This window comes from Pseudomonas sp. PS02302 (assembly GCF_029959585.1).
Lineage (GTDB): Bacteria > Pseudomonadota > Gammaproteobacteria > Pseudomonadales > Pseudomonadaceae > Chryseomonas > Chryseomonas aestiva.
Genome location: NZ_JASCON010000052.1, coordinates 17,227 through 37,863, shown reverse-complemented (window position 1 = coordinate 37,863; position 20,637 = coordinate 17,227). Strand labels below are relative to the sequence as shown.

At 68.2% G+C, this 20,637-nt stretch carries 19 protein-coding genes; 11 read left to right on the top strand and 8 right to left on the bottom strand.

All coding sequences use genetic code 11. The features are described from left to right. The first annotated feature begins 83 nt into the window (after window positions 1-83). Entirely contained in the window at window positions 84-1,016 is a 933-nt protein-coding gene (locus QMX82_RS17160; RefSeq protein WP_282285800.1) for an amidohydrolase family protein, read from the top strand. On the opposite strand, the gene QMX82_RS17155 is transcribed toward QMX82_RS17160, so the two are convergent. The 3 genes from QMX82_RS17155 to QMX82_RS17145 form a co-directional block, all read right to left on the bottom strand. Then, window positions 997-1,719: an IclR family transcriptional regulator gene (locus tag QMX82_RS17155; RefSeq protein ID WP_208694696.1), complete on the bottom strand. Its 723-nt coding sequence runs from the start codon at window positions 1,717-1,719 to the stop codon at window positions 997-999. The genes QMX82_RS17160 and QMX82_RS17155 overlap by 20 nt on opposite strands. 416 nt (window positions 1,720-2,135) lie before the next feature. After that, on the bottom strand, window positions 2,136-2,600 hold the full coding sequence (locus tag QMX82_RS17150; protein ID WP_187978910.1) for a MarR family winged helix-turn-helix transcriptional regulator: 465 nt from the start codon (window positions 2,598-2,600) through the stop codon (window positions 2,136-2,138). Between the two features lie 54 nt (window positions 2,601-2,654). After that, on the bottom strand, window positions 2,655-4,379 hold the full coding sequence (locus QMX82_RS17145) for a sigma-54-dependent Fis family transcriptional regulator (protein WP_282285797.1): 1,725 nt from the start codon (window positions 4,377-4,379) through the stop codon (window positions 2,655-2,657). Between the two features lie 226 nt (window positions 4,380-4,605). Between QMX82_RS17145 and QMX82_RS17140 the strand changes: the two genes are divergently transcribed. The 3 genes from QMX82_RS17140 to QMX82_RS17130 all read left to right on the top strand — a co-directional run bounded on the left by QMX82_RS17140 (window position 4,606) and on the right by QMX82_RS17130 (window position 7,910). Further along, a complete protein-coding gene (locus QMX82_RS17140; protein ID WP_282285795.1) occupies window positions 4,606-6,078 on the top strand; it encodes a benzaldehyde dehydrogenase in 1,473 nt (490 codons plus the stop codon). Window positions 6,079-6,117: 39 nt separating this feature from the next. After that, window positions 6,118-6,885 carry a coniferyl-alcohol dehydrogenase gene (locus tag QMX82_RS17135; RefSeq protein WP_208694699.1) on the top strand — a complete coding sequence of 256 codons (768 nt, stop codon included), beginning with the start codon at window positions 6,118-6,120 and terminating at the stop codon, window positions 6,883-6,885. Between the two features lie 80 nt (window positions 6,886-6,965). Beyond that, the gene (locus tag QMX82_RS17130; RefSeq protein ID WP_133859500.1) at window positions 6,966-7,910 is read left to right on the top strand and encodes a SphA family protein; all 945 of its coding nucleotides are present in this window, start codon (window positions 6,966-6,968) and stop codon (window positions 7,908-7,910) included. A 2-nt stretch (window positions 7,911-7,912) separates the two neighbouring features. Here QMX82_RS17130 and QMX82_RS17125 read toward each other — a convergent pair whose 3' ends face one another. After that, window positions 7,913-8,398, bottom strand: a complete 486-nt coding sequence (locus QMX82_RS17125) for a DUF4124 domain-containing protein (RefSeq protein WP_133859499.1) — start codon at window positions 8,396-8,398, stop codon at window positions 7,913-7,915. 438 nt (window positions 8,399-8,836) lie between these two features. Between QMX82_RS17125 and imuA the strand changes: the two genes are divergently transcribed. Genes imuA through QMX82_RS17110 form a run of 3 tightly spaced genes read left to right on the top strand, consistent with a single transcriptional unit; the run spans window position 8,837 to window position 13,939 of the window. Next, window positions 8,837-9,451, top strand: coding sequence for a translesion DNA synthesis-associated protein ImuA (imuA, locus tag QMX82_RS17120; RefSeq protein WP_133859498.1), 615 nt, complete (start codon window positions 8,837-8,839; stop codon window positions 9,449-9,451). A 7-nt stretch (window positions 9,452-9,458) separates the two neighbouring features. After that, entirely contained in the window at window positions 9,459-10,868 is a 1,410-nt protein-coding gene (locus QMX82_RS17115; RefSeq protein ID WP_282285791.1) for a Y-family DNA polymerase, read from the top strand. Then, window positions 10,865-13,939, top strand: coding sequence for an error-prone DNA polymerase (locus tag QMX82_RS17110; RefSeq protein ID WP_282285789.1), 3,075 nt, complete (start codon window positions 10,865-10,867; stop codon window positions 13,937-13,939). Before QMX82_RS17115 ends, QMX82_RS17110 begins: the two co-directional genes overlap by 4 nt. 113 nt (window positions 13,940-14,052) lie before the next feature. Here the strand turns inward: QMX82_RS17110 and QMX82_RS17105 are convergent, their stop codons facing one another. The 3 genes from QMX82_RS17105 to QMX82_RS17095 form a co-directional block, all read right to left on the bottom strand. Further along, a complete protein-coding gene (locus QMX82_RS17105) occupies window positions 14,053-14,325 on the bottom strand; it encodes an HU family DNA-binding protein (RefSeq protein WP_007159052.1) in 273 nt (90 codons plus the stop codon). Window positions 14,326-14,737: 412 nt separating this feature from the next. Then, window positions 14,738-15,109 carry a YkgJ family cysteine cluster protein gene (locus QMX82_RS17100; RefSeq protein WP_133859496.1) on the bottom strand — a complete coding sequence of 124 codons (372 nt, stop codon included), beginning with the start codon at window positions 15,107-15,109 and terminating at the stop codon, window positions 14,738-14,740. A gap of 106 nt (window positions 15,110-15,215) precedes the next feature. Then, window positions 15,216-16,124 carry a LysR family transcriptional regulator gene (locus QMX82_RS17095; RefSeq protein ID WP_282285776.1) on the bottom strand — a complete coding sequence of 303 codons (909 nt, stop codon included), beginning with the start codon at window positions 16,122-16,124 and terminating at the stop codon, window positions 15,216-15,218. A gap of 102 nt (window positions 16,125-16,226) precedes the next feature. On the opposite strand from QMX82_RS17095, the gene QMX82_RS17090 reads away from it, so the two are divergent. Together QMX82_RS17090 and QMX82_RS17085 are read left to right on the top strand one after the other, a co-directional pair. Next, a complete protein-coding gene (locus tag QMX82_RS17090; protein WP_208694703.1) occupies window positions 16,227-16,625 on the top strand; it encodes a DoxX family protein in 399 nt (132 codons plus the stop codon). 21 nt (window positions 16,626-16,646) lie between these two features. Further along, window positions 16,647-17,423 (top strand): DODA-type extradiol aromatic ring-opening family dioxygenase, encoded by a 777-nt coding sequence (locus QMX82_RS17085; RefSeq protein WP_282285773.1) that lies wholly within the window; start codon window positions 16,647-16,649, stop codon window positions 17,421-17,423. A gap of 70 nt (window positions 17,424-17,493) precedes the next feature. Here the strand turns inward: QMX82_RS17085 and QMX82_RS17080 are convergent, their stop codons facing one another. Continuing rightward, a complete protein-coding gene (locus tag QMX82_RS17080) occupies window positions 17,494-18,087 on the bottom strand; it encodes a Yip1 family protein (protein WP_282285772.1) in 594 nt (197 codons plus the stop codon). 292 nt (window positions 18,088-18,379) lie between these two features. Here QMX82_RS17080 and hpxO point away from each other — a divergent pair, with 292 nt between their 5' ends. Next, window positions 18,380-19,537 carry an FAD-dependent urate hydroxylase HpxO gene (hpxO, locus tag QMX82_RS17075; protein WP_282285770.1) on the top strand — a complete coding sequence of 386 codons (1,158 nt, stop codon included), beginning with the start codon at window positions 18,380-18,382 and terminating at the stop codon, window positions 19,535-19,537. Window positions 19,538-19,612: 75 nt separating this feature from the next. Next, window positions 19,613-20,626 (top strand): ABC transporter substrate-binding protein, encoded by a 1,014-nt coding sequence (locus QMX82_RS17070; RefSeq protein ID WP_133859490.1) that lies wholly within the window; start codon window positions 19,613-19,615, stop codon window positions 20,624-20,626. The last annotated feature ends 11 nt before the right edge of the window (window positions 20,627-20,637 follow it).

The following is a 20,637-nucleotide window of genomic DNA, read 5'->3' as shown; positions in this document are numbered from 1 at the left end:
CCCCGGGGCCCCCCGGCCCCCCGGGGGCCCGCCCGGCCCCCGCGCGCCCCGGGGGGGCGGCCCGTCCGCTCGAGGAATTCTTCATGACCTTCAATCGTCGGCGCTTCTTGCAAGCGAGCGCCCAGACGGGTGCCGTTCTGTGCCTGTTCAACACCCTGGGGGCCCAGGCCTCCACACCCTTTTCCAGTATCCAGGCGGCGCCCCGGCTCAAGCCACCGGCCGGCAGCGTCGACTGCCACATGCATCTCTACGACGACCGCTATCCGGCGGCACCGGGCGCCAAGCTGCTGCCGCCCAATGCCTCCCTGGACGACTACCGCCAGTTGCAGGCGTTGCTGGGGCTGCAACGCCTGGTGATCGTCACGCCGTCCACCTATGGCACCGACAATCGCTGCCTGCTCGACGGTCTGGCCCGCAGCGGCGGCCAGGCCCGCGGGGTGGCGGTGATCGACCGAGCCATCACCGCTGCCGAGTTGCAGGAGCTGCACCAGGCCGGGGTGCGCGGTATCCGCTTCAACCTGAGCTATGGGGGCGCCGACCTGGACGATCTGGAGCCCCTGGCCGCGCGGGTCAACGAACTGGGCTGGAACGTCCAGGTGGTCGCGCCGGGTAATCAGCTGGTGGAGCTGGAGAGCCGCCTGCAACGCCTGCCGGCGCGACTGGTGATCGATCACCTCGGCCATGTGCCCCAGCCGGAAGGCGTGCAGTCGGCAGCCTTCGCCGTGCTGGGGCGGCTGCTGGACGGTGGTCGTACCTGGGTGAAACTATCGGGGCCCTACATCAGGTCGCGCAGTGGTCCGCCGGACTATGCCGATGTCGGTGCCGTGGCGCGGGAGCTGGTGCGGCGCCATCCCGAACGGCTGCTGTGGGGCAGCGACTGGCCGCACCCCACGGTGGCGGCCGGCAACAAGCCGGACGACGGACACATCTTCGACCTGCTGGCCGACTGGGCACCCGACGAAAGGGCGCGTACCGCCATCCTGCGCGACAACCCGGTCAGTCTGTACGATTTCTGACCGTCGAGTCGTACAGCGGTTTGCCGCCCAGACTGCGGGTCAGTTCGTCGGCGATGGTGCTCAGTATGCCGTGCAGGGCGCGGGCGCGCTCCGGCGTGAGGCGGTTGGCCGGACCGGAAATGACCAGGGCGCCCAGCAGCTCTTCCTGAGCGCCATAGATCGGCAGGGCCAGGGACGCGGCATGGGGATCGGTGGCGCCGCGGGAGTAGAAGGGCGTCAGACCGGCCTTGGCCACCACATAGGGCGTCTGCAGGGCCTGGGCGCTGGCCGCCTCGTCCATGGGGCGCATGTCGCCGGGTTGCAGGTGCAGCCGCAGGCTATGGGGCGAATTCACCCGGTACTGGCAGAGGCGATAGGCGCCGTGCCGCACATAGAAGGACGCGGTCTCGCCGCTCTCTTCGGTCAGCTGGTGCAGGCGCGGCATGATGTGGCGCTCCACGTCGTGGGCGTCCTGGTAGATGGCGTTCAGCCGTACCACTTCGCTGGCCAGCATGTAGCGGCCGTCGGCGAGCCGGGTAACCAGGCCAAAGGTCTCCAGCGAGACCAGCAGGCGCATGATGGTGCTCTTGATCAGCCCGGTGCGGGTGGTCAGCTCGGCGAGACTCAGGGCCGAATCGCCGATGCGAAAGGCGGTGAGCACGGTCAGGACGCGGTCGGCGGAGGCGACGCCGGCAACTTCCGGGCGCGGACGAGGGGTATTCAACCTGGATGTCTCCTGAGCGGGCGGGGAGCCGCATTATCCGCGAGCGGACCGGAGGCGCCTAGGGCCAGGTTGACCCTCACTCCAGCCCTCGCCATGAGCGAGAGGGGGAGGTTGGGTGCAGGTGGGCTTTTCGTAGGTTGCGGTTGAGCGCAGCGAAGCCCAACGGGGCGGTGCCTCGCGCTGCCGGTGTCCCTCACCCCGGCCCTCTCCCGGGGGGAGAGGGGGAAGCTGGATATAGGTCAGCTTTTCGTAGGTTGCGGTTGAGCGCAGCGAAGCCCAACAGGGCGGTGCCTCGGGCGCTGCCGGTGTCCCTCACCCCGGCCCTCTCCCGGGGGGAGAGGGGGAAGCTGGACATAGGTCAGCTTTTCGTAGGTTGCGGTTGAGCGCAGCGAAGCCCAACACCCGGCGACCAACCGTCAGCCCAATTCCCCATTGAGCTTGCGCAGCAGGCGCAACAGCTCGGCCCGCTCGGCATCCTCCAGCGGCGCGCTGGCGGCGCGGTCGCTGGCGGCGGCGCGTTCCTTGAGTTCACCCACCAGGGCACGGCCCTGCTCGGTGAGGTGCAGGGCGTAGGCGCGGCGATCCTGGGTGCCGCGCACCCGCTCGGCCAGGCCCTGGCGTTCCAGCTTGTTCAGCAGCAGCACCAGTTGCGGTGGCTCGATGGCCAGGCGCCGGGCCAGGTCGGCCTGCATCAGGCCCGGTTCCTGTTCGAGGATCACCAGGGCGGTGAACTGGGCGGGGCGCAGGTCATAGGCGGCCAGACTGTCCACCAGGTGCTGGAACATCTTCATCTGGGCGCGGCGCAGGGCATAGCCTACGGCGGTGTCCAGCCAGGGGGTGGCGGCAGGGTCCAGGGGCGTGGCGTCGTCGGGGGAACTCATCGGCGGGAAGGGCTTCCGTCGGAGATGGCGAGAGGAGGGTATCGAGGGGTCATTCTAGTCCAGATCCTGGCGCGCGCGGCGATGGCGATAGGCGAACTGGGCACGACTCAGGCCGAGCAGTCGCGCCGCGGCGGCCATGTTGCCCTGGCTGCGCGCCAGGGCTTCGTCGAGCAGCTCGGCTTCCAGCTGCGCCAGGGGTAGCTGGAAGCCGTCCACGCCCAGGCGCTCCAGCCAGCCGGTCGCGGGCGGCGCCACGTCGACGAGCTCGGCTGGCAAGGGTTCGCCGCGAAACAGATGAGGCAGGTCGATGAGTTCGCCCGGATCGCTGGCGATCACCCCGCGCTCCACCAGATTCTGCAGTTCCCGCACGTTGCCGGGAAAGTCGTAGCGCAGCAGGGCCTTGAGGGCGCGCATGGTCAGGCCCACCGGCGGACGTTCGTAGGCGGCGCAGAAGCGCCGCAGGAACAGATCCACCAGCAGCGGCACGTCGTCGCGGCGGTCACGCAGGGGCGGGATGCCGATGGGATAGACGTTGAGGCGATAGAAGAGGTCTTCGCGGAAGTCGCCGCGGCGTACCGCCTCGCGCAGGTCCAGATTGGTGGCGGCTATCACGCGCACGTCCACCTTGAGGGTACGACTGCCGCCGACCCGCTCGATCTCGCGCTCCTGGAGCGCGCGCAGCAGCTTGCCCTGGCCGGGCAGACTCAGGCAGGCGATCTCGTCGAGAAACAGGGTGCCGCCCTGGGCGCGTTCGAAGCGCCCGGCGCGGGACTGGTTGGCGCCGGTGTAGGCGCCACGCTCCACGCCGAACAATTCGGCTTCGATGAGATTCTCGGGAATGGCCGCGCAGTTGAGGGCGACGAAGGGGCCGTCGGCGCGGCGACTGAGGCGGTGCAGGTGACTGGCGAACAACTCCTTGCCCACTCCCGATTCGCCGGTGAGCAGCACCGTGGCCGGGGTCGGGGCGACCCGCTGCAGGGCCTGGAAGGCGCTGTTGAAGGCCGCCGAGGCGCCCACCAGCGGTTGCTGGCCGTCGGCGGCGTGGGGCAGGGGCGCGGGCAGGCGTTCCGTGGCGGCTGTCTCGGGGGCGCCGTCGCCAGCGGCATTGAGATAGCGCAGGTCTTCCGCCACGTCGGGCCAGCGTTCGGCATTGCGGCCTTCGACCCGGCAGACGTGGTGGCCCATGGCACGGCATTCCACCTCGCGAAAGATCACCAGACGGCCGAACAGGCTGCTGACGTAGCCGATGGCATAGCCGATCTCCATCCAGCAGGCCGGATCGCTGCCCTGACCGTGGGCAATCTGGTGCTCGTCGCATTCGGCCGAGTGGTGCCAGAGGAATTCGCCGCCGTAGCGCCCCTGGTCGACATCGAATTCGAAATGCAGCGGCTCGACCCGTACCAGACCCTCCAGGCCGTGCAGGCGGGTGCCGGCGGCAAAGATGGCCGCGGCATCGGCCTGGGGCCAGCGCTTGCGCACCAGTTCGGCGTCCCTCACCCCGGAAAGATAGCCCACCCGGGTCAGCAGGCCGCGGGCGCGCTCCTGACCCAGGGCGCCGATCAACTCGCGCCGCAGGGCGCCAAAGGCGGAAGCGTGCACCAGCAGCATGCGTTGGTCATTGAGCCAGATGCGGCCATCACCGGGCGAGAAGAACAGGCACTCGGCCAGTTCCGCCTGGGTCGGGCTGGCGCTGCCATCCCAGGCGGCACTGTCGCCCCGGTGCAGACCCGGCGCGACCTGTTGCAAGGCGTTGAGGGACAGGCGTTCGGACAGGGCCATGGCAGGACTCCCGGAGGCATTGCGCAAATGCGCAATCGAGAGAAAGGTTATACCTCATAACTTTATCTTTTGAGCAAGACGTCTATCGGATGAGCCTAGCCCCTTTGCCTGCGCAAATTACCAAGCCTTTGATTCAGTTGATTTTTTCGCTTTTAGCCCAGGCTGGGCACAGCCTTTGCTCGTCTGTCCTTGCCCACCGTGGCCCGATAACAACAAGGAGAAGGCTATGAGCAGACCATCCACACCCTTCCTGGACGGCGCACCCTGGCGCGAGCGGATTTTCGATGGCGACTGGATCGCCGCCCAGGGCGGCATCCTGGAGGTCGTCGAACCCGCCACTGGCCAGCCCCTGCATTGCACCGGCCTGGCCAGTGCCGCCGACATCGACCAGGCCTGCGCCAAGGCGGCCCAGGCGCAACCGGCCTGGGCCGCCTGGACGGCCCGGCAAAAGGCCGGGCTGTTCCTGGCCGCGGCCGCGCAGCTGGAAATGCAGCGCGCCGAACTGGCCCCCCTGATCGCCCGCGAGACCGGCGGCATCCTGCCCAAGGCCGAGCTGGAATTGCGCGAAGCCGGGGTCATCCTGCAGCAGGTCGCCGGCCAGTTGCTGCAGCCCCATGGCGTGGTCCTGCCCAGCGAGCGCGGGGCGCTGTCCTATGCCCGCCGCCTGCCCCATGGCGTGGTGGGGGTGATCTCGCCCTTCAACTTCCCGCTGATCCTTTCGCTGCGCGCCGTGGCGCCGGCGCTGGCCTGCGGCAATGCCGTGGTGCTCAAGCCGGATCACCAGACGCCGGTGAGCGGCGGCATCCTGATCGCCCGACTGTTCGAGGCCATCGGCCTGCCCAAGGGCGTGCTGCAGGTGCTGCCTGGTCGCGCCGAGGCCGGGGCGGCGCTCTGCGCCCATCCCCAGGTACGGATGATCGCCTTCACCGGCTCGACCCAGGCCGGGCGCCAGGTGGCGGAAAGCGCCGGGCGCCACCTGAAGAAGGTGGCCCTGGAGCTGGGCGGCAAGAATCCGCTGATCGTGCTCGACGACGCCGATCTCGACCGCGCCGTCGGCTGCGCCGCCTGGGGCAGTTTCCTGCACCAGGGCCAGATCTGCATGGCCACCGGCCTGATCCTGGTGCACCAGCGCCTCGCCGCCGCCTTCACCGAGCGCCTGGTCGCCCGCGCCGCCGCCCTGCGCCTGGGTGATCCGCTGGAACCCGCGACCCAGCTGGGTCCGCTGATCAATGCCCGGCAGCTGCAACGGGTACAGGGCATCGTCGCCGACAGCCTCGCCGCCGGTGCCCGGCTGGAGCAGGGCGGCCGGCACGAGGGGCTGTTCTATGCCCCGACCGTACTGAGCGGTGTCCGTCCCGGCATGCGCGCCTTCGACGAAGAGATCTTTGGTCCGGTGGCCAGCGTGGTGACCTTCGCCAACGAGGCCGAGGCCGTCGACCTGGCCAATCGCACCCCCTACGGCCTGGCGGCCGGCGTGCTCTCCGGCTCCCTGGCCCGCGCCCGCGCCCTGGGTGAACGGCTGGAGTGCGGAATGCTGCACCTCAACGACCAGACGGTGAACGACGAGGTGGTCAATCCCTTCGGCGGACGTGGCCAGTCCGGCAATGGCGGCAGCGTCGGCGGCCTGTGCAACTGGGATGACTACAGCCAGTGGCAGTGGGTGACCGAGCATGCCGAGCCGCCACGCTATCCCTTCTAGCCCGTGTTACCCAACCAATAACAACAAGAGGAAAATCCCATGACCCTGTATGGCAAGACCCTGGTCGTCACCGGCGTGGCTTCCGGCATCGGCGCCGAACTGGCGCGTCTGGCGCGCTTTCACGGCGCCTATGTGATCGGCGTCGATCGCAATCAGCCCCAGCTCAGCCTGGACGACTTCCACCAGGCCGACCTGGGCGATCCCGACAGCATCGCCGCCCTGGTCAGCCGCCTGCCGGAGCGTCTGCACGGCCTGTGCAACGTCGCCGGGGTGCCGGGCACGGCGCCCCGGGAGGCCGTGGCGCGAGTCAACTATCTCGGCCTGCGGCTGCTCAGCCAGCAACTGGTCACGCGGCTGGGCCCAGGTGGCGCCATCGTCAACGTCGCCTCCATCCTCGGCGCCGAATGGCCACAGCGCCTGGAACAGCATCGCGCGCTGGCGCAGATCGCCGACTTCGCCCAGGCCCAGGCCTGGCTGGAAGCCCAACCGGTGGACCAGGCCACCTGCTACCAGTACTTCAAGGAGGCGCTCATCGTCTGGAGCTTCGTGCAGTCCCAGACCTGGTTCCGCGAATTCGGCGTGCGGCTGAATTGCGTGGCGCCGGGGCCGGTGTTCACCCCCATCCTCGGCGACTTCGTCAGCATGCTCGGCGAAGAACGCGTCGCCCGCGACAGCCAGCGCATGTTGCGCCCGGCGCTGGCCGACGAGGTGGCCGAGGCCATTGCCTTCCTCTGCAGCGATGCCTCGCGCTGGATCAACGGCGCCAACCTGCCAGTGGATGGCGGTCTCGCCGCCAGTTACGTCTGATCCGGATCGCCGCGCCTGCCCGGGCGCGGTGATCGCGTTTTCCCGTTTTCCCACAACAAGAACAACTTCAGGACGACGTCATGCGCACACGTTTCGGATTCGGTCTGCTGGCCGCGGCCAGCCTCGCCTCCCTGCAGGTCCAGGCCTACGATCTGCCCGGCCTCAATCTCGGCTCCACCAGCTTCTATGATGGCGCGCCGGCGCCGGATGGTCCCGGCTGGTACTGGGAGGAGTACCTGATCTATGGCAAGACCAGCCGCTTCAACGACCAGGACGGGCGCAAGCTACCCTTGCCCAAGCAGGAGCTGACCACCTTCGCCCCGGTCAGCCAGATCATCTATGTCGGCCAGCCCCTGGCCAATGGCGCCATGCCCGGCTTCACCGCCATCCTGCCCTGGCTGGCCCATGCCGATGTCGATGACGGACTCGGCGGTCAGGCGCTGAGCGCCCGCGAAGGGGTAGGGGACCTGACCCTGGGCGCCTTCCTGCAACTGCCCACCACCACCCGCCCCGACGGCGGACCGCGCTGGGCGCAGCGCATCGAGGCCGAGATCGTCGCCCCCACCGGTCGCTATGACCGCGACCGGGCGATCAATCCGGGCAGCAACTTCTGGTCCTTCAATCCCTACTACGCCACCACCTACTGGCTGACGCCGCAGTGGTCGGTGACCGGACGCTTCTGGTACCTGTGGAATGGCAAGAACGACCAGCCGCTACGCAGCTTTGGCGATGTGTCCGATACCCAGGCCGGCCAGGCGCTGCACGCCAACTTCGCCACCCAGTACGCGCTGAACGATCGGCTCAGCGTCGGCCTGAGCGGCTACTGGCTCCGGCAGATCACCGACACCCAGGTGGACGGCCACGACGTCAGCGGGCGGCGGGAAAAGGTCTGGGCCTGGGGCCCGGGTTTCACCTACGCCTTTTCCCGGGAGAACCTGGTCACCGTCAACAGCTACTTCGAGCAGGACGCCGAGAACCGCACCGAAGGGCGCAAGTTCGTCGTCAACTTCCTGCACAAGCTGTAGCGCTAGCGATCGATGGGGATGCCCCGGTTCGGCGGCGGTGGAGGCGCCGGCGGCTGGGGCTGCTGGGCCTGGGGATGGGGCACCATGTGCCAGGTCTCGTTGCGTGGCCGGCGGTCGATGTAGACCGGCACCGGCTGATAGATGATGCCGGAGCCGCGCACCTCGGTTTCCTGCCGCGAACTGGAAGAGGACGAAGAGCCGCCGACCACGGTGACGTCGTCGACCGGCCGTTGGCGGCTGGAAGCGGGGGCGGGTACCACGGTGACCTCGCGCGGCGCACTGACCGGCGGAGGCGCGGCGGGCCTGGGCGGCGGCGTGAAGCCGTTGCTGTCGGGCAGGCTCTGCAGCGGAATGGTGGTGATCTGACTATTCGTCGGGCAGGCGCCCTGGGTATAGGTCGTCCGGCCCTGGTCGTCCACGCACTTGTAGACATCCTGAGCGGCCACGACGCCACTGGCGAGCAGCAGGCCATAGAGCAGCGAACGCATGATGAGGCCCTCCGGGCACTCGAAGTGTCTTCCGCAGGATACAAGATGCCTGCCACGGCTCCCAGTGCCGGCGCGTGCTCGGGATGGATCCGGTGGCTGGACGGCCGACGTCGGCGCAAGAACCCTGCGACCTTGCCGATGGCTGTCGCGCCTCCTCGTGTTCTTCGCGTCGCAGGTATCCAGCGCCTCCAGGCCTACCGTCGAGCGCTTTATCGGAAGCCAGGTGCTACAGGTCAGTTGACAGCCTTATCGCCTCCGCCACGCCCTCGAACACTGAGGGTTGCCGGCAGCGCAGGGCGAGGGTGATCCGAATCCGGGTGGCCCCTCATCGACCAGCACAGCGGTTCGACTTGACCCCGATGCGAATCGCCTCTAATACTGTATGCATATACAGATAGAGGCAATGGCCATGGACAACTCCCCTGCAGGTCTGGCGGCATGAGCGGCGGCGCCAGCCTGGCCCGGCTGTTCGAAGAGCGGCGCCTGTGGAAGGGGCAGACCAGTCCCGAAGCCCGGCGCAGTGGTCAGCCCACCGGGGTCGCTGCCCTGGATGCCCATCTGCCCGGCGCCGGCTGGCCCGAAGCGGCCCTCACCGAATTGCTGCTCGCCGGCCCCGGCCATGGCGAGTTGCGGCTGCTCTGGCCGACCCTGGCGCGCCTGAGCCAGGCGGCCGAGCGCATCGCCCTGATCGCGCCGCCGCTGTCGCCCTATCCATTGGCCTGGCAGGCGGCCGGGGTGGCGCTGGATTCCCTGGTGGTGATCCGCGCCCAGGGCGCCGAGGTGCTCTGGGCCGCCGAGCAATGCCTGCGTTCGGGTTGCTTTGGCGCGGTGCTCTGCTGGCCCGAGCGCGCCGACGATCGCCAGTTGCGCCGGTTGCAGGTCGCTGCCGAGAGCGGTCGCACCCTGGCCTTCGCCCTGCGTCCGGCCGCTGCCCTGGACAATCCTTCGCCAGCGGCCTTGCGCCTGGAACTCCGGGCCCCCCTGGAACGGTTGCACATCCGCAAATGCCGGGGCGGGCAACCCGGGGTGCTCGATCTGGCCGGCGGCGCTTGAGCTGGCCATGCGCTGGGCCTGCATCCTCTTTCCGCAGCTGGCGCTGGATGCCGTGCTGCGCCGTCACCCGCAGCCGGAGCAGCCGCTGGTGCTGCTCTCCGGACCACCGCACCGGCGTCTGCTGCAGGCGGTCAATCCGGCCGCCCGGGCCCTGGGACTGCGCCCGGGCCTGACCCTGGCCGCCGCCCAGGCCCTGACCCGCGACTTCGAGCAGCAGGAGCACGATACGGCGCTCATCGAGACGGCCGAGACGCTGCTGGCGGCCTGGGGCTATGGCTTCAGTTCCCAGGTCAGCCGCCACTACCCCCGGGCGCTGCTGCTGGAGGTGCAGTCCAGTCTGCCGCTGCTGGGGCCCTGGCCACGGCTGGAACGGCGCCTGCGCCAGGAGCTCCAGGGCCTGGGTTTTCGCCATCGACTGGCCCTGGCGCCCAATCCGGTGGCGGCGCGGGTGCTGACCAATGTCGCCGACGGCCTGGCCGCCTCCGCCGATGAGCTGCCGCGTCTGCTCGATCGGCTCCCGGTGGAACGGGCCGGTTTCGCCCCCCAGCAGGCCCAGGCGCTGGCACGCATGGGCATCCGCCGCCTGGAGCAGCTCAAGGCCCTGCCCAGGGCCGCCCTGGCCCGGCGCTTCACCCCGGAGCTCCTGCAGCAGCTGGATCTGCTGGGTGGCAGCCGCAGCCTGGCGCTGGAGTTCTATCGGCCTCCCGATCGTTTCGTGACGCGGGTGGAGCTCAATTTCGAGGTGGAATCCCACCAGGCCCTGCTGTTCCCGCTGCGCCGCCTCACCGCCGACCTGGCCGCCTGGCTGGCCAGTCGCGACCGTGGCGTGCAGCGCTTCCTGCTCTGGCTGGAGCATCGCCAGGGTCCGGCCACCGCCCTCACCATCGGCCTGCTGGCGCCCGAGCGCGATGCCGCCCTGCTGTTCGAATTCGCCCGAGGTCGTCTCGAACAGCTGCAGGTGGTGGCGCCGGTACTGGCGCTGCGCCTGGAAAGCGAGGAATTGCCGCTCTTCGTGCCGGAAAGCCATAGCCTGTTCGACGAACGCCCGGCCCAGGCCGTGGGCTGGGAGGTATTGCGCGAGCGCCTGCGTGCCCGGTTGGGCGAAGCAGCGGTACTCGGTCTTGGCATCCAGGCGGATCACCGTCCCGAGCGCGCCCTGGTCTGGCGCCAGGAACGACGCCTGGAGACCGCGCTGCCCGGTCTGCGTCCGGGTTGGCTGCTGAGCGAACCGCGTCCCCTCGACGGCCAGCCACGCCGCGTCCTCGCGGGCCCTGAACGTATCGAAAGTGGCTGGTGGGATGGGGGCGACCAGCGCCGCGACTATTATCGCATCGAGGTGGCCGACGGACGTCAGGCCTGGGCCTTTCGCCGCTATGGCGAAGAGACGCCCTGGTGGATCCAGGGCTGGTTCGCATGAGCGGCTATGCCGAGTTGCACTGCCTGTCGAATTTCAGTTTCCAGCGCGGTGCCTCCAGCGCCCTGGAGTTGTTCGAGCGGGCCAAGGCGCTGGGCTACACGGCGCTGGCCATCACCGACGAAGGCACCCTGAGCGGCATCGTCCGTGCCTGGCAGGCGGCGCGCCAGGTCGGGCTGCCACTCATCGTCGGCAGTGAGCTGACCCTCGACGATGGCCTGCGACTGGTGCTGCTGGTGGAGGACCTGTCGGGTTACGAGACCCTCTGCGCCCTGATCACCCGGGCACGCCGTCGTGCGCCCAAGGGCCGCTACCAGCTTGCTCGCGCGGATCTGCAACCGCCGCTGCCCGGGTTGCTGGCGATCTGGTTGCCGGGAGAAGAGCCAGTGGCCGAGGCGGGCACCTGGCTCAAGCAGGTCTTCGCCGAGCGCCTCTGGCTCGGCGTCGAATTGTTGCGCGGCGCCGACGATACCGCCCGGCTCCTGCAGTTGCAGGCACTGGGCACCCAACTGGGCGTGCCGGCAGTGGCCTGTGGCGACGTGCACATGCACACCCGCGGGCGCCGGGCCCTGCAGGATGTGCTCACCGGCATCCGCCATCACCTGCCGGTGGCCGAAGCCGGCTATTGTCTGCATCCCAACGGCGAGCGCCATCTGCGCCCGCTGGCGGTGCTCGAAAGCCTCTATCCCACGGCGCTGCGCGTCGAAACCCTGAGGATCGCCGCCCGCTGCCGCTTCGATCTGGGCGAGTTGCGCTATCGCTATCCCCAGGAGGTGATACCCGCCGGCGCGACGGCCGGCGCCTGGCTGGCCGAGCTGACCCGCCGCGGCCTGGCCTGGCGCTGGCCGGAAGGCGCGCCGGAAAGGGTCACCGACCAGGTAGCCCGGGAGCTGGCGCTGATCGCCGAAAAAGGCTACGAGAACTACTTTCTCACCGTGCACGACATCGTCGACTACGCCCGCCGCCAGCACATCCTCTGCCAGGGCCGCGGTTCGGCGGCCAACTCGGTGGTCTGCTATGTACTGGGCATCACCGAGCTGAATCCGCTCACCGGCAATCTGCTGTTCGAGCGCTTCATTTCCCGCGAGCGCGACGAGCCGCCCGATATCGACGTCGACTTCGAGCACGAGCGGCGCGAAGAGGTCATCCAGTACGTCTTTCGCCGCTATGGGCGCGAGCGGGCCGCGCTCACCGCGGTGGTCAGCACCTATCACGCCGCCGGCGCCCTGCGCGATGTCGGCAAGGCCCTGGGCCTGCCGGGCGACCAGCTCGATGCCCTGTCCGGGTGCGCCGGGCGCTGGACCGACGAGATCCCTGGTCCGCAGCGTCTGCGCGAAGCGGGTTTCGACCCGGACAGCGCCCTGCTGCAGCGAGTGCTCATCCTCGCCGGCCAGTTGATCGGCTTTCCCCGGCATCTTTCCCAGCATCCCGGTGGTTTCGTCATTTCCGCAGCGCCCCTGGCGACGCTGGTGCCGGTGGAAAACGCCGCCATGCCCGAACGCACCCTGATCCAGTGGGACAAGGACGACCTCGATGCCGTGGGCCTGCTCAAGGTCGACATCCTCGCCCTGGGCATGCTCAGCGCCTTGCGCCGCTGCTTCGACCTGGTCGCCGGCTGGCGTGGCCAGCGCTGGACCCTGGCCAGCCTGCCCCAGGAGGACGAACCCACCTACGCCATGATCTCCCGCGCCGATACGGTGGGGGTGTTCCAGATCGAATCCCGCGCCCAGATGGCCATGCTGCCGCGCCTCAGGCCGCAAACCCTCTATGACCTGGTGATCGAGGTGGCCATCGTCCGCCCCGGTCCCATCCAGGGCGACATGGTGCATCCCTATCTGCGCCGCCGGAACGGGGAAGAGGAGGCCGACTATCCCCATGACGAATTGCGTCCAGCCCTGGAGCGCACCCTGGGGGTGCCGCTGTTCCAGGAGCAGGTGATGCAGATCGCCATAACCGCTGCCGAATACACCCCGGGCGAGGCCGATCAGCTGCGCCGCTCCATGGCCGCCTGGAAGCGCCATGGTGGGTTGGAGCCTCACCGCGCGCGCCTGCACGACAAGATGGTGGAGCGCGGCTATCGCCCGGAATTCGCCGCGCGCCTCTTCGAGCAGATCAAGGGCTTCGGCAGCTACGGCTTTCCCGAATCCCATGCCGCCAGCTTCGCCCTGCTGACCTATGCCAGCTCCTGGCTCAAGTGCCACGAGCCGGCCGCCTTCGCCTGTGCCCTGGTCAACAGCTGGCCGATGGGTTTCTACAGTCCGGATCAGGTGTTGCAGGACGCCCGGCGCCACGGCATCGAGGTGCGCGCGGTGACCGTGCAGGCCAGCGACTGGGATTGCCGGCTGGAGGCAGGTGCCGGCCATCAGCCGGCGATCCGCCTGGGCCTGCGCCTGGTACAGGGGCTGGCGGAAGTGGCTGGCCAGCGCCTGGTAGCGGCACGGGGGACGCAGCCCTTTCGCGATGTCGAGGACCTCTGTCGTCGGGCCGAGCTGGATGCCCGGGCGCGCGGGCAACTGGCCGAGGCCGGTGCCCTGGCGGAGCTGGCCGGGGATCGCCACCAGGCACGCTGGGCCATGGCCGGGGTGGAGCGCCAGCTGCCGCTGTTCGCGTCGGCGGACAGCGCCCTGGAGGAACGCCCGGCCTTGCCGGCGCCCAGCGTCGCGGAGGACGTCCATGCCGACTACCGCATGCTGGGCACCACCCTGGGACCGCATCCGTTGAGCCTGTTGCGCGGTGAACTCCAGGCCCGGCGCTGCCGGGATTTCCGTGAGCTGGACGAGATCAGACCCGGTGCCCTGGTGCGGGTGGCCGGACTGGTACGCGGACGACAGCGACCGGGCACGGCCAGCGGGGTGATCTTCGTGACCCTGGAAGACGAGCACGGCATGCTCAACGTGGTGGTCTGGCGCGCGGTGGGCGAACAGCAGCGACGACCGCTGTTGCAGGCACGACTGCTACAGGTTGAGGGGCATCTGGAACGGGAGGCGGGGGTGCAGCACCTGATCGCCGGTCGCTTGACCGACCTGAGTCCTTTGCTCGACGAACTCATGGTGTCGAGTCGGGATTTCCACTAGGGCGCGAAGGGGAGGTGAAGCGAGGAGAAGCAAGGGGAAGAGCGGGTGGAGCGGGGGACTGTCTTCCGAAGCGCTCTGAAGCGCCCGGAAGACAAGAATCGACCAACGCAGTCTTAGCTGACGGCGTCTTTGAGGCCTTTGCCGGGCTTGAAGCCGGGCAGCTTGGCAGCGGCGATCTTGATGGTGGCACCGGTCTGCGGGTTGCGGCCTTCGCGAGCAGCGCGCTCTTTCACTGCGAAAGTTCCGAAACCGACCAGGCTAACACTGTCGCCTTGCTTCAGGGCGTCGGTCACCGCAGTGGTGAAGGCGTCCAGGGCTTTGGCAGCGGTGGCCTTGGGCAGGTCGGCAGACGCGGCAATGGCGTCGATCAGCTCAGCTTTATTCATGTAAAAACTCCATGTGTGAGTATTGGCCAGGCAGTATAGCGGCAGCTTTGCCTTGCGTAGAGCCTTTGTAAGCCTCTACGTGGCCGGTTGAAGCAGCCTTGTTGTTCGGCGCTACAGGATACGCATAGCGGGCGAAAGAACGATAGGGTATTCGATCTGGCAGGGGCGTGAAAACCTGATCCGCACTGCATTTTCCACGCTTTACAGCCCAGCCGTCGTCTTTTTGGGCAGCGGCGATGGCCGTTTGGTTTCCTCCAGGCGCTGAACGAAAAGTCGCCGAACGAGGGCGAGGCGAGGTGAGAACCTTGAGGAAGCGGAGTTTACGAGCGGTAAACCGGCGTTCCGACTGGGCTTGCGACGCCGAGGTGCTTCAACGAGGCATCACTGCGCGCAGGCCGTTTTCGTGCAGCGCCTAAGCGACGCGATCGGGCGTGACAGGCGGCTGCAACGGTGGCGTCAGGGGCGGCAGGCCATAGGCCGCGCGGGCGGCATCGCAGTGCGGATTGGCTTCGCCGTGCTCCCAGGCGGCGGTGAACTCGCGGCAGGTGCTGGAACGGCTTTCATAGACGGTGCAGCGCGTGCCGCAGCCCACCTCGCCGAGCAGGGCCGCACAGCGTACCGGCTTCTGCTCGGTGCCCCGCATGGCCACCAGGTGCGGGCTGATCGCGACGGTCAGGTGGTCGGGCACCAGGCCGCCTGCCGACTGGCATTCGCCCCAATAGAAAGACACGCGAAAATGGGCGCAGCAGGCGCCACAGCTGAGGCAGGGATTCTCGGTCGACATGGACGACAGCCATCGCAGGAACCGGCAGGGCCGGCGGGACAGGCACGGATTCTAGGCAAGCCCCGTGAGGCTGCGAAGCCCCCTGCAACGACCGTTCGGCGGCGACCTACGGCAGTCTTTTCAGGTGCTCGGGTGTGACCAGATGTCGCTGCAGCCAGGCGATGAACAGCCGCACCTTGGCCGGCACCAGGCGCCGATGGGGATAGAGGGCGTGGATGGCGATGGCCTGGGTGTGCCAGGGGGCGAACAATCGCTCCAGGCGACCCGCCGCCAGGTCATCGCCCACCAGGAAATCCGGCTGGCGAATGATGCCGTGGCCGTCCAGCGCCGCCTGGTGCAGGACACTGCCATTGTTGGCGCGCAGGGGGCCGCCGACCTTGACCTGCAGGCGCTCCCCCTCACGCTGGAATTCCCAGAGATCGCCATCGCTGGCGTAGCTGTAGAGCAGGCAGCGATGCTCGCGCAAGGCGGTGGGGTGCTCGGGGCGACCATGGCGTTGCAGATAGGCGGTGGCGGCGCAGATGAACAGCTCGACCGCCCCCAGGGGTTGCGCCACCAGGCTGGAGTCGCTGAGGTCGCCGATGCGCACGGCGAGATCGAAGCCTTCCTCGACCAGGCGTACCTGGCGATCGCTCAATTCCAGGTCGATGGCGACCTCCGGGTACTCATGCAGGAAGCTGCTCACCAGCGGTGCCAGGTGACGTACGCCAAAGGTGAGGGGCGCACTGACCCTGAGCCGCCCCCGGGGCCGCTCGTGGCCTTCCTGCAGGCGCTGTTCGAGGGCCTCCAGATCACCGAGCAGCGGGACCAGCCCTTCATGCAGCGTACGCCCGGCCTCGGTCAGGCTGAGGGTGCGGGTGGTGCGCTGCAGCAGGCGGGTGCCGTAGTGTCGCTCCAGGGCCGCCAGGTGCTTGGTGAGCGCCGAGCGCGACAGCTCCAGTCGCTCCGCCGCGGCGGTCAGGCTGCCCAGTTCGACGATCTTGATGAAGGCCTGCAGGGCTTTAAGAGTGTCCAAGGATTGTTTCCAGAGCGTGCACAGTTCATTCCCAGAGTGCGCCTTTATTCGCGTGCTGGAAACAGGACAATAGCGGCATCTTTCCTCCGTTCGAGAATCAGCATGACCGACCGTACTGCATCCTATGCCCCGCTGTTGCTGCGCCTGGCCCTGGGCGCCATGTTCCTGGCCCACGGCCTGACCAAGCTGCTGGTGTTCACCCTGCCGGGCACGGCGGGTTTCTTCGCCTCGGTGGGCTTTCCCGGCTGGCTGGCCTATCCGGTCACCTTCTTCGAACTGGCCGCGGGCGTGCTCCTGATCCTGGGCGCCTGGGTGCGTCCGGTGGCGGCCGTCGCCGCCATTCAACTGTTCGCGGCCGCGACGGTCCATTTCGGCAATGGCTGGTCCTTCTCCAATCCCCATGGCGGCTGGGAATATCCGGTCTTTCTCGCCGTGACCGCCGCTGCCCTGGCACTGCTGGGCGCGGGTCGGCTCTCCTGGGACGCCCGCAAGCCCTCCTGATCACCCTGAGAGGTCGCCCCCATGTCGCTTCCTACCCTGTTCGTTTCCCACGGTTCGCCCATGGAGGCCCTCGACGCCGGCGCGGCGGGAACGGCCTGGCGCGCCCTGGGGCTGTCGCTGCCGACCCCGGCCGCCATCGTCGTGGTCTCGGCGCACTTCGATACGCGGTTTCCGCTGTTCGGCAGTGCCAGGCGTCCGGCTACCGTCCATGACTTCTATGGCTTTCCCGAGGCCCTCTATGAGCTGGATTATCCCGCGCCTGGCGCTCCGGACCTGGCCGAGCAGCTGGCTCAGGGGCTACGTGATCAGGGCTGGGAGGCCGAGACGGGCGAGCAAGGACTGGATCATGGTGCCTGGGTGCCGTTGCGCTATCTCTATCCCGACGCCCAGATCCCCGTGGTGCCGCTGTCGATGAGTGCTGCCTGCGGACCGGACTACCACTATGCCCTGGGCCAGGCGCTGGCCAGGGTGCTACCGGCTGACACCCTGCTGATCGGCTCGGGCAGCCTGACCCATAACCTCGGTGACTTCCGCCGTGGCGGCTCCGAGTCCCCCAGCTATGTGCGGGACTTCCAGCAATGGATGCAGACCCGCCTGCGCGAGCGGGACCTGGACGCCTTGTTCGACTACCGGCGTCAGGCACCGCAGGCCCGTCAGGCCCATCCCACAGACGAGCACCTGTTGCCGCTGTTCGTCGCCCTGGGCGCGGCCGACCCGGAGGGCACCTTCAGCGTCCATCACGACGGCATCGCCCATCGCATACTGGCCATGGATCTCTACGGCTTTTCCCGTCACTAGCCGTTCGCCAACAAAAAGCCCGGAGCGGTAACGCATCCGGGCTTTTTGCTAACGGCCGTGTGACGTTCGATCAGCCAAACAACGTGGGACCATAGCCCCACATCAGTACCGTGGTAGCCATCAGCACCTCCAGCACCAGCACCCCGATGGCCAGGGTGGAACCGGACATGATGAAGCCTTCCCGCTGGTCGATATTGAGGAAGGAGGGGATGCCGGTATAGAGCAGGTAGGCCGAATAGGCCAGGCCGATGATGCCGACGATGGCGCACAGCCACACCAGCGGATAGAAGCCCACCAGGCCGCTCAGCAGCATGGGCGTGGCCACGTAGCCGGCGAATAGGATGCAGCGGTTGGCGCTGGGCCGATCCGGATACCGCCGTGCCAGCCAGTGGATCACATGACCCATGGCCACCACCGCCGCCATGATCAGCGCATAGCTCATGACCGCCAGGACCACCGCCGTGGGCAGATCCAGCACATGGGCTTCACCGCCGCCGAAGCGCCAGCCGAAGGTGGTGGTACCCACCAGGGAAGCGACGACGGGGATGGCTGCCAGGAAGGCCACGTGATGGGCAAAGAAATGCCCGACCGTTTCTCCTTCGCGACGGATCTGCTGCCACTCGCGATCGGGATGGGCCAGCAGGCCCCAGACATGATTGATCATGTTCCTGCTCCTCAAACCCGCTATGGTCGCCGCAAGCGGGCCTCTATGGATGGCGAACGCTGGTCTAACGCAACTGGCGACTACCTTAGGAGTATAGAAGAGGTCTGGAATGCGTCATGCGAGCCGACGAAGGGCAGCTTGCCTGCAAACGAAGCGACCAATGGTCGCAGAGCACCAGGCTGGTGCGTTTCTGGGCCTCAAGTATCCAGCCAGCCCCCAGCAGGCGATACCTGACCACTTGGACAGGAAATTGCTTGCTCAAGGCATCTGTTACCGGCCAACGAGGTCCGTCATGCCATCTCTCGACATCATCATCGCCGGCGCCGGCATGGGCGGTCTCACTGCTGCCCTGGCCCTGCAGCAGGCCGGACACCGGGTCCGCCTGTTCGAGCGGGCGCAGGATCTCGCCCCCATCGGTGCGGCCATCTCCATCTGGCCCAACGGCGTCAAGGTACTCGAACACCTGGGGCTCGGGTCCGCCATCGCCGCGGTCAGCGGTGACATGCAGACCATGAGCTACCGGGACCAGGAGGGACGGTTGCTTACCCGGTTCAGCCTGCTGCCCCTTTATGCGGCCGTGGGCCGGCCAGCACGTCCCATCGCCCGGGCCCACCTGCAGCGACTGCTGCTGGAAGCCGTGGGCGCCGAGCGGGTGACCCTGGGTGTCGGTTGCGACGGCTTCGAACAGGATGCGACCGGGGTGACCGTGCTCCTCGGCGACGGTCGTCGCGAACGGGCCGATCTGCTGATCGCCGCCGATGGCACCCACTCGCGCCTTAGGGAGCTGGTGGTGGGCCAGGCCATCACCCGTGAGTATTGCGGCTACGTGAACTGGAACGGGCGGGTAGGGATCGCGCCGGAGCTGGCCGAGGCCCACGACTGGGCGCAATTCGTCGGGGCGCACCAGCGGGTTTCCCTGATGCCCATGGGCGGCGATGAGTTCTATTTCTTCTTCGACGTGCCCCTGCCCAAGGGTACGCCCAACGACCGCGGCCGCTACCGCGCGGAGCTGGCCGAGCACTTCGCCGGCTGGGCGCCGCCGGTGCAGCGCCTCATCGAACGACTGGATCCGCAGGGCGTGGCCCGCGTGGAGATCCACGATACCCGGCCGTTGCCGACCCTGGTGCAGGGCCGGGTGGCGCTGCTGGGCGATTCCGCCCATGCCATGGCCCCGGACCTGGGGCAGGGCGGTTGCCAGGCCATGGAGGATGCCTGGGTGCTGGCGCGCTGCCTGGACGCCGAGACCGATCCGCGCGCGGCCCTGCAGGCCTACGAGCAGGCCCGGCTGGAACGGGTTGCCGGCATCGTCGAGCGGGCGCGCAAGCGTTGCGAGATCACCCATGGCCACGATCCTCTGGCTACTCAGGCCTGGTACGCCGAGCTGGCCCGGGAAACCGGCGAGACGGTGATCGCCGGCCTGCGCAAGACCGCCGAGGGTGGTCCGCTGTGAAATAGCCCTGGCCCGCCGGGACGAATGGCAGTGCCGGGGGTCGAAAAGCCCACGTCCTCGTCGGAGAGTTAGCCCATGCGCCTGCGTCTCGCCCTGACCCTTGCCAGCCTTGCCATCACCCCGCTGGCCTTTGCCGCCGACGGCGGCTGTCCCTATCCGCAGACGGTGAAATTCGCCGGCCCCAACTGGGAGAGCGGCATGTTCACCACCGAGGTGCTGCGCCTGCTGGTGGAGAAGGGCTATGGCTGCCAGACCGACAGCGTGCCGGGCAATACCGTGACCCTGGAAAACGCCCTGGCGCAAAATGACATCCAGGTCACCGGCGAGCAGTGGGCCGGGCGCAGTCCGGCCTGGCGCGCGGCGGAAAAGGCCGGCAAGGTCTTCGCCGTGGGCGAGACGGTGAAGGGCGCCACCGAGGGCTGGTGGGTACCGGAATACCTGGTCAAGGGCGACCCGGCGCGTGGCATCCAGGCCAAGGCGCCGGACCTGAAGAGCGTCGCCGATCTGCCGCGCTACAAGGAGCTGTTCCGCGATCCGGAAGAGCCTGGCAAGGGGCGTTTCCTCAACTGCCCCACCGGTTGGACCTGCGAGATCGTCAACAGCCAGAAGCTCAAGGCCTACAAGCTGACCGACAGCTACACCAACTTCCGCACCGGCACCGGCCCCGCACTGGACGCGGCCATTGCCACCGCCATGCGCCGTGGCGAGCCGGTGCTCTTCTACTATTGGTCACCGACCCCGCTGATGGGCCGCTACAAGCTGGTCCAGCTGGAAGAACCGCCGTTCAGCCAGAAGGCCTGGGATACCCTGTCGGATCCGAAGAATCCCGATCCGTTGCCGTCACGCTCGCTGCCGGCCAAGATCACCATCGGCGTCTCCCGCGACCTGCACGACAAGGCGCCGGCCCTGGTGGCGCTGTTCGAGAAGGTCGAATTCCCCCTCGACCAGTTCAACGGCATCCTCGCCGGCATGGCCGAGAAACGCGAAGACGCCCAGGTCGTGGCCAAGCGTTTCCTCAAGGAGCATCCGGAGGTCTGGACGTCCTGGCTGCCGGCGGAAAACGCCGAGCGGGTAAAGGCGGCGCTTTAGGCACGGTGATT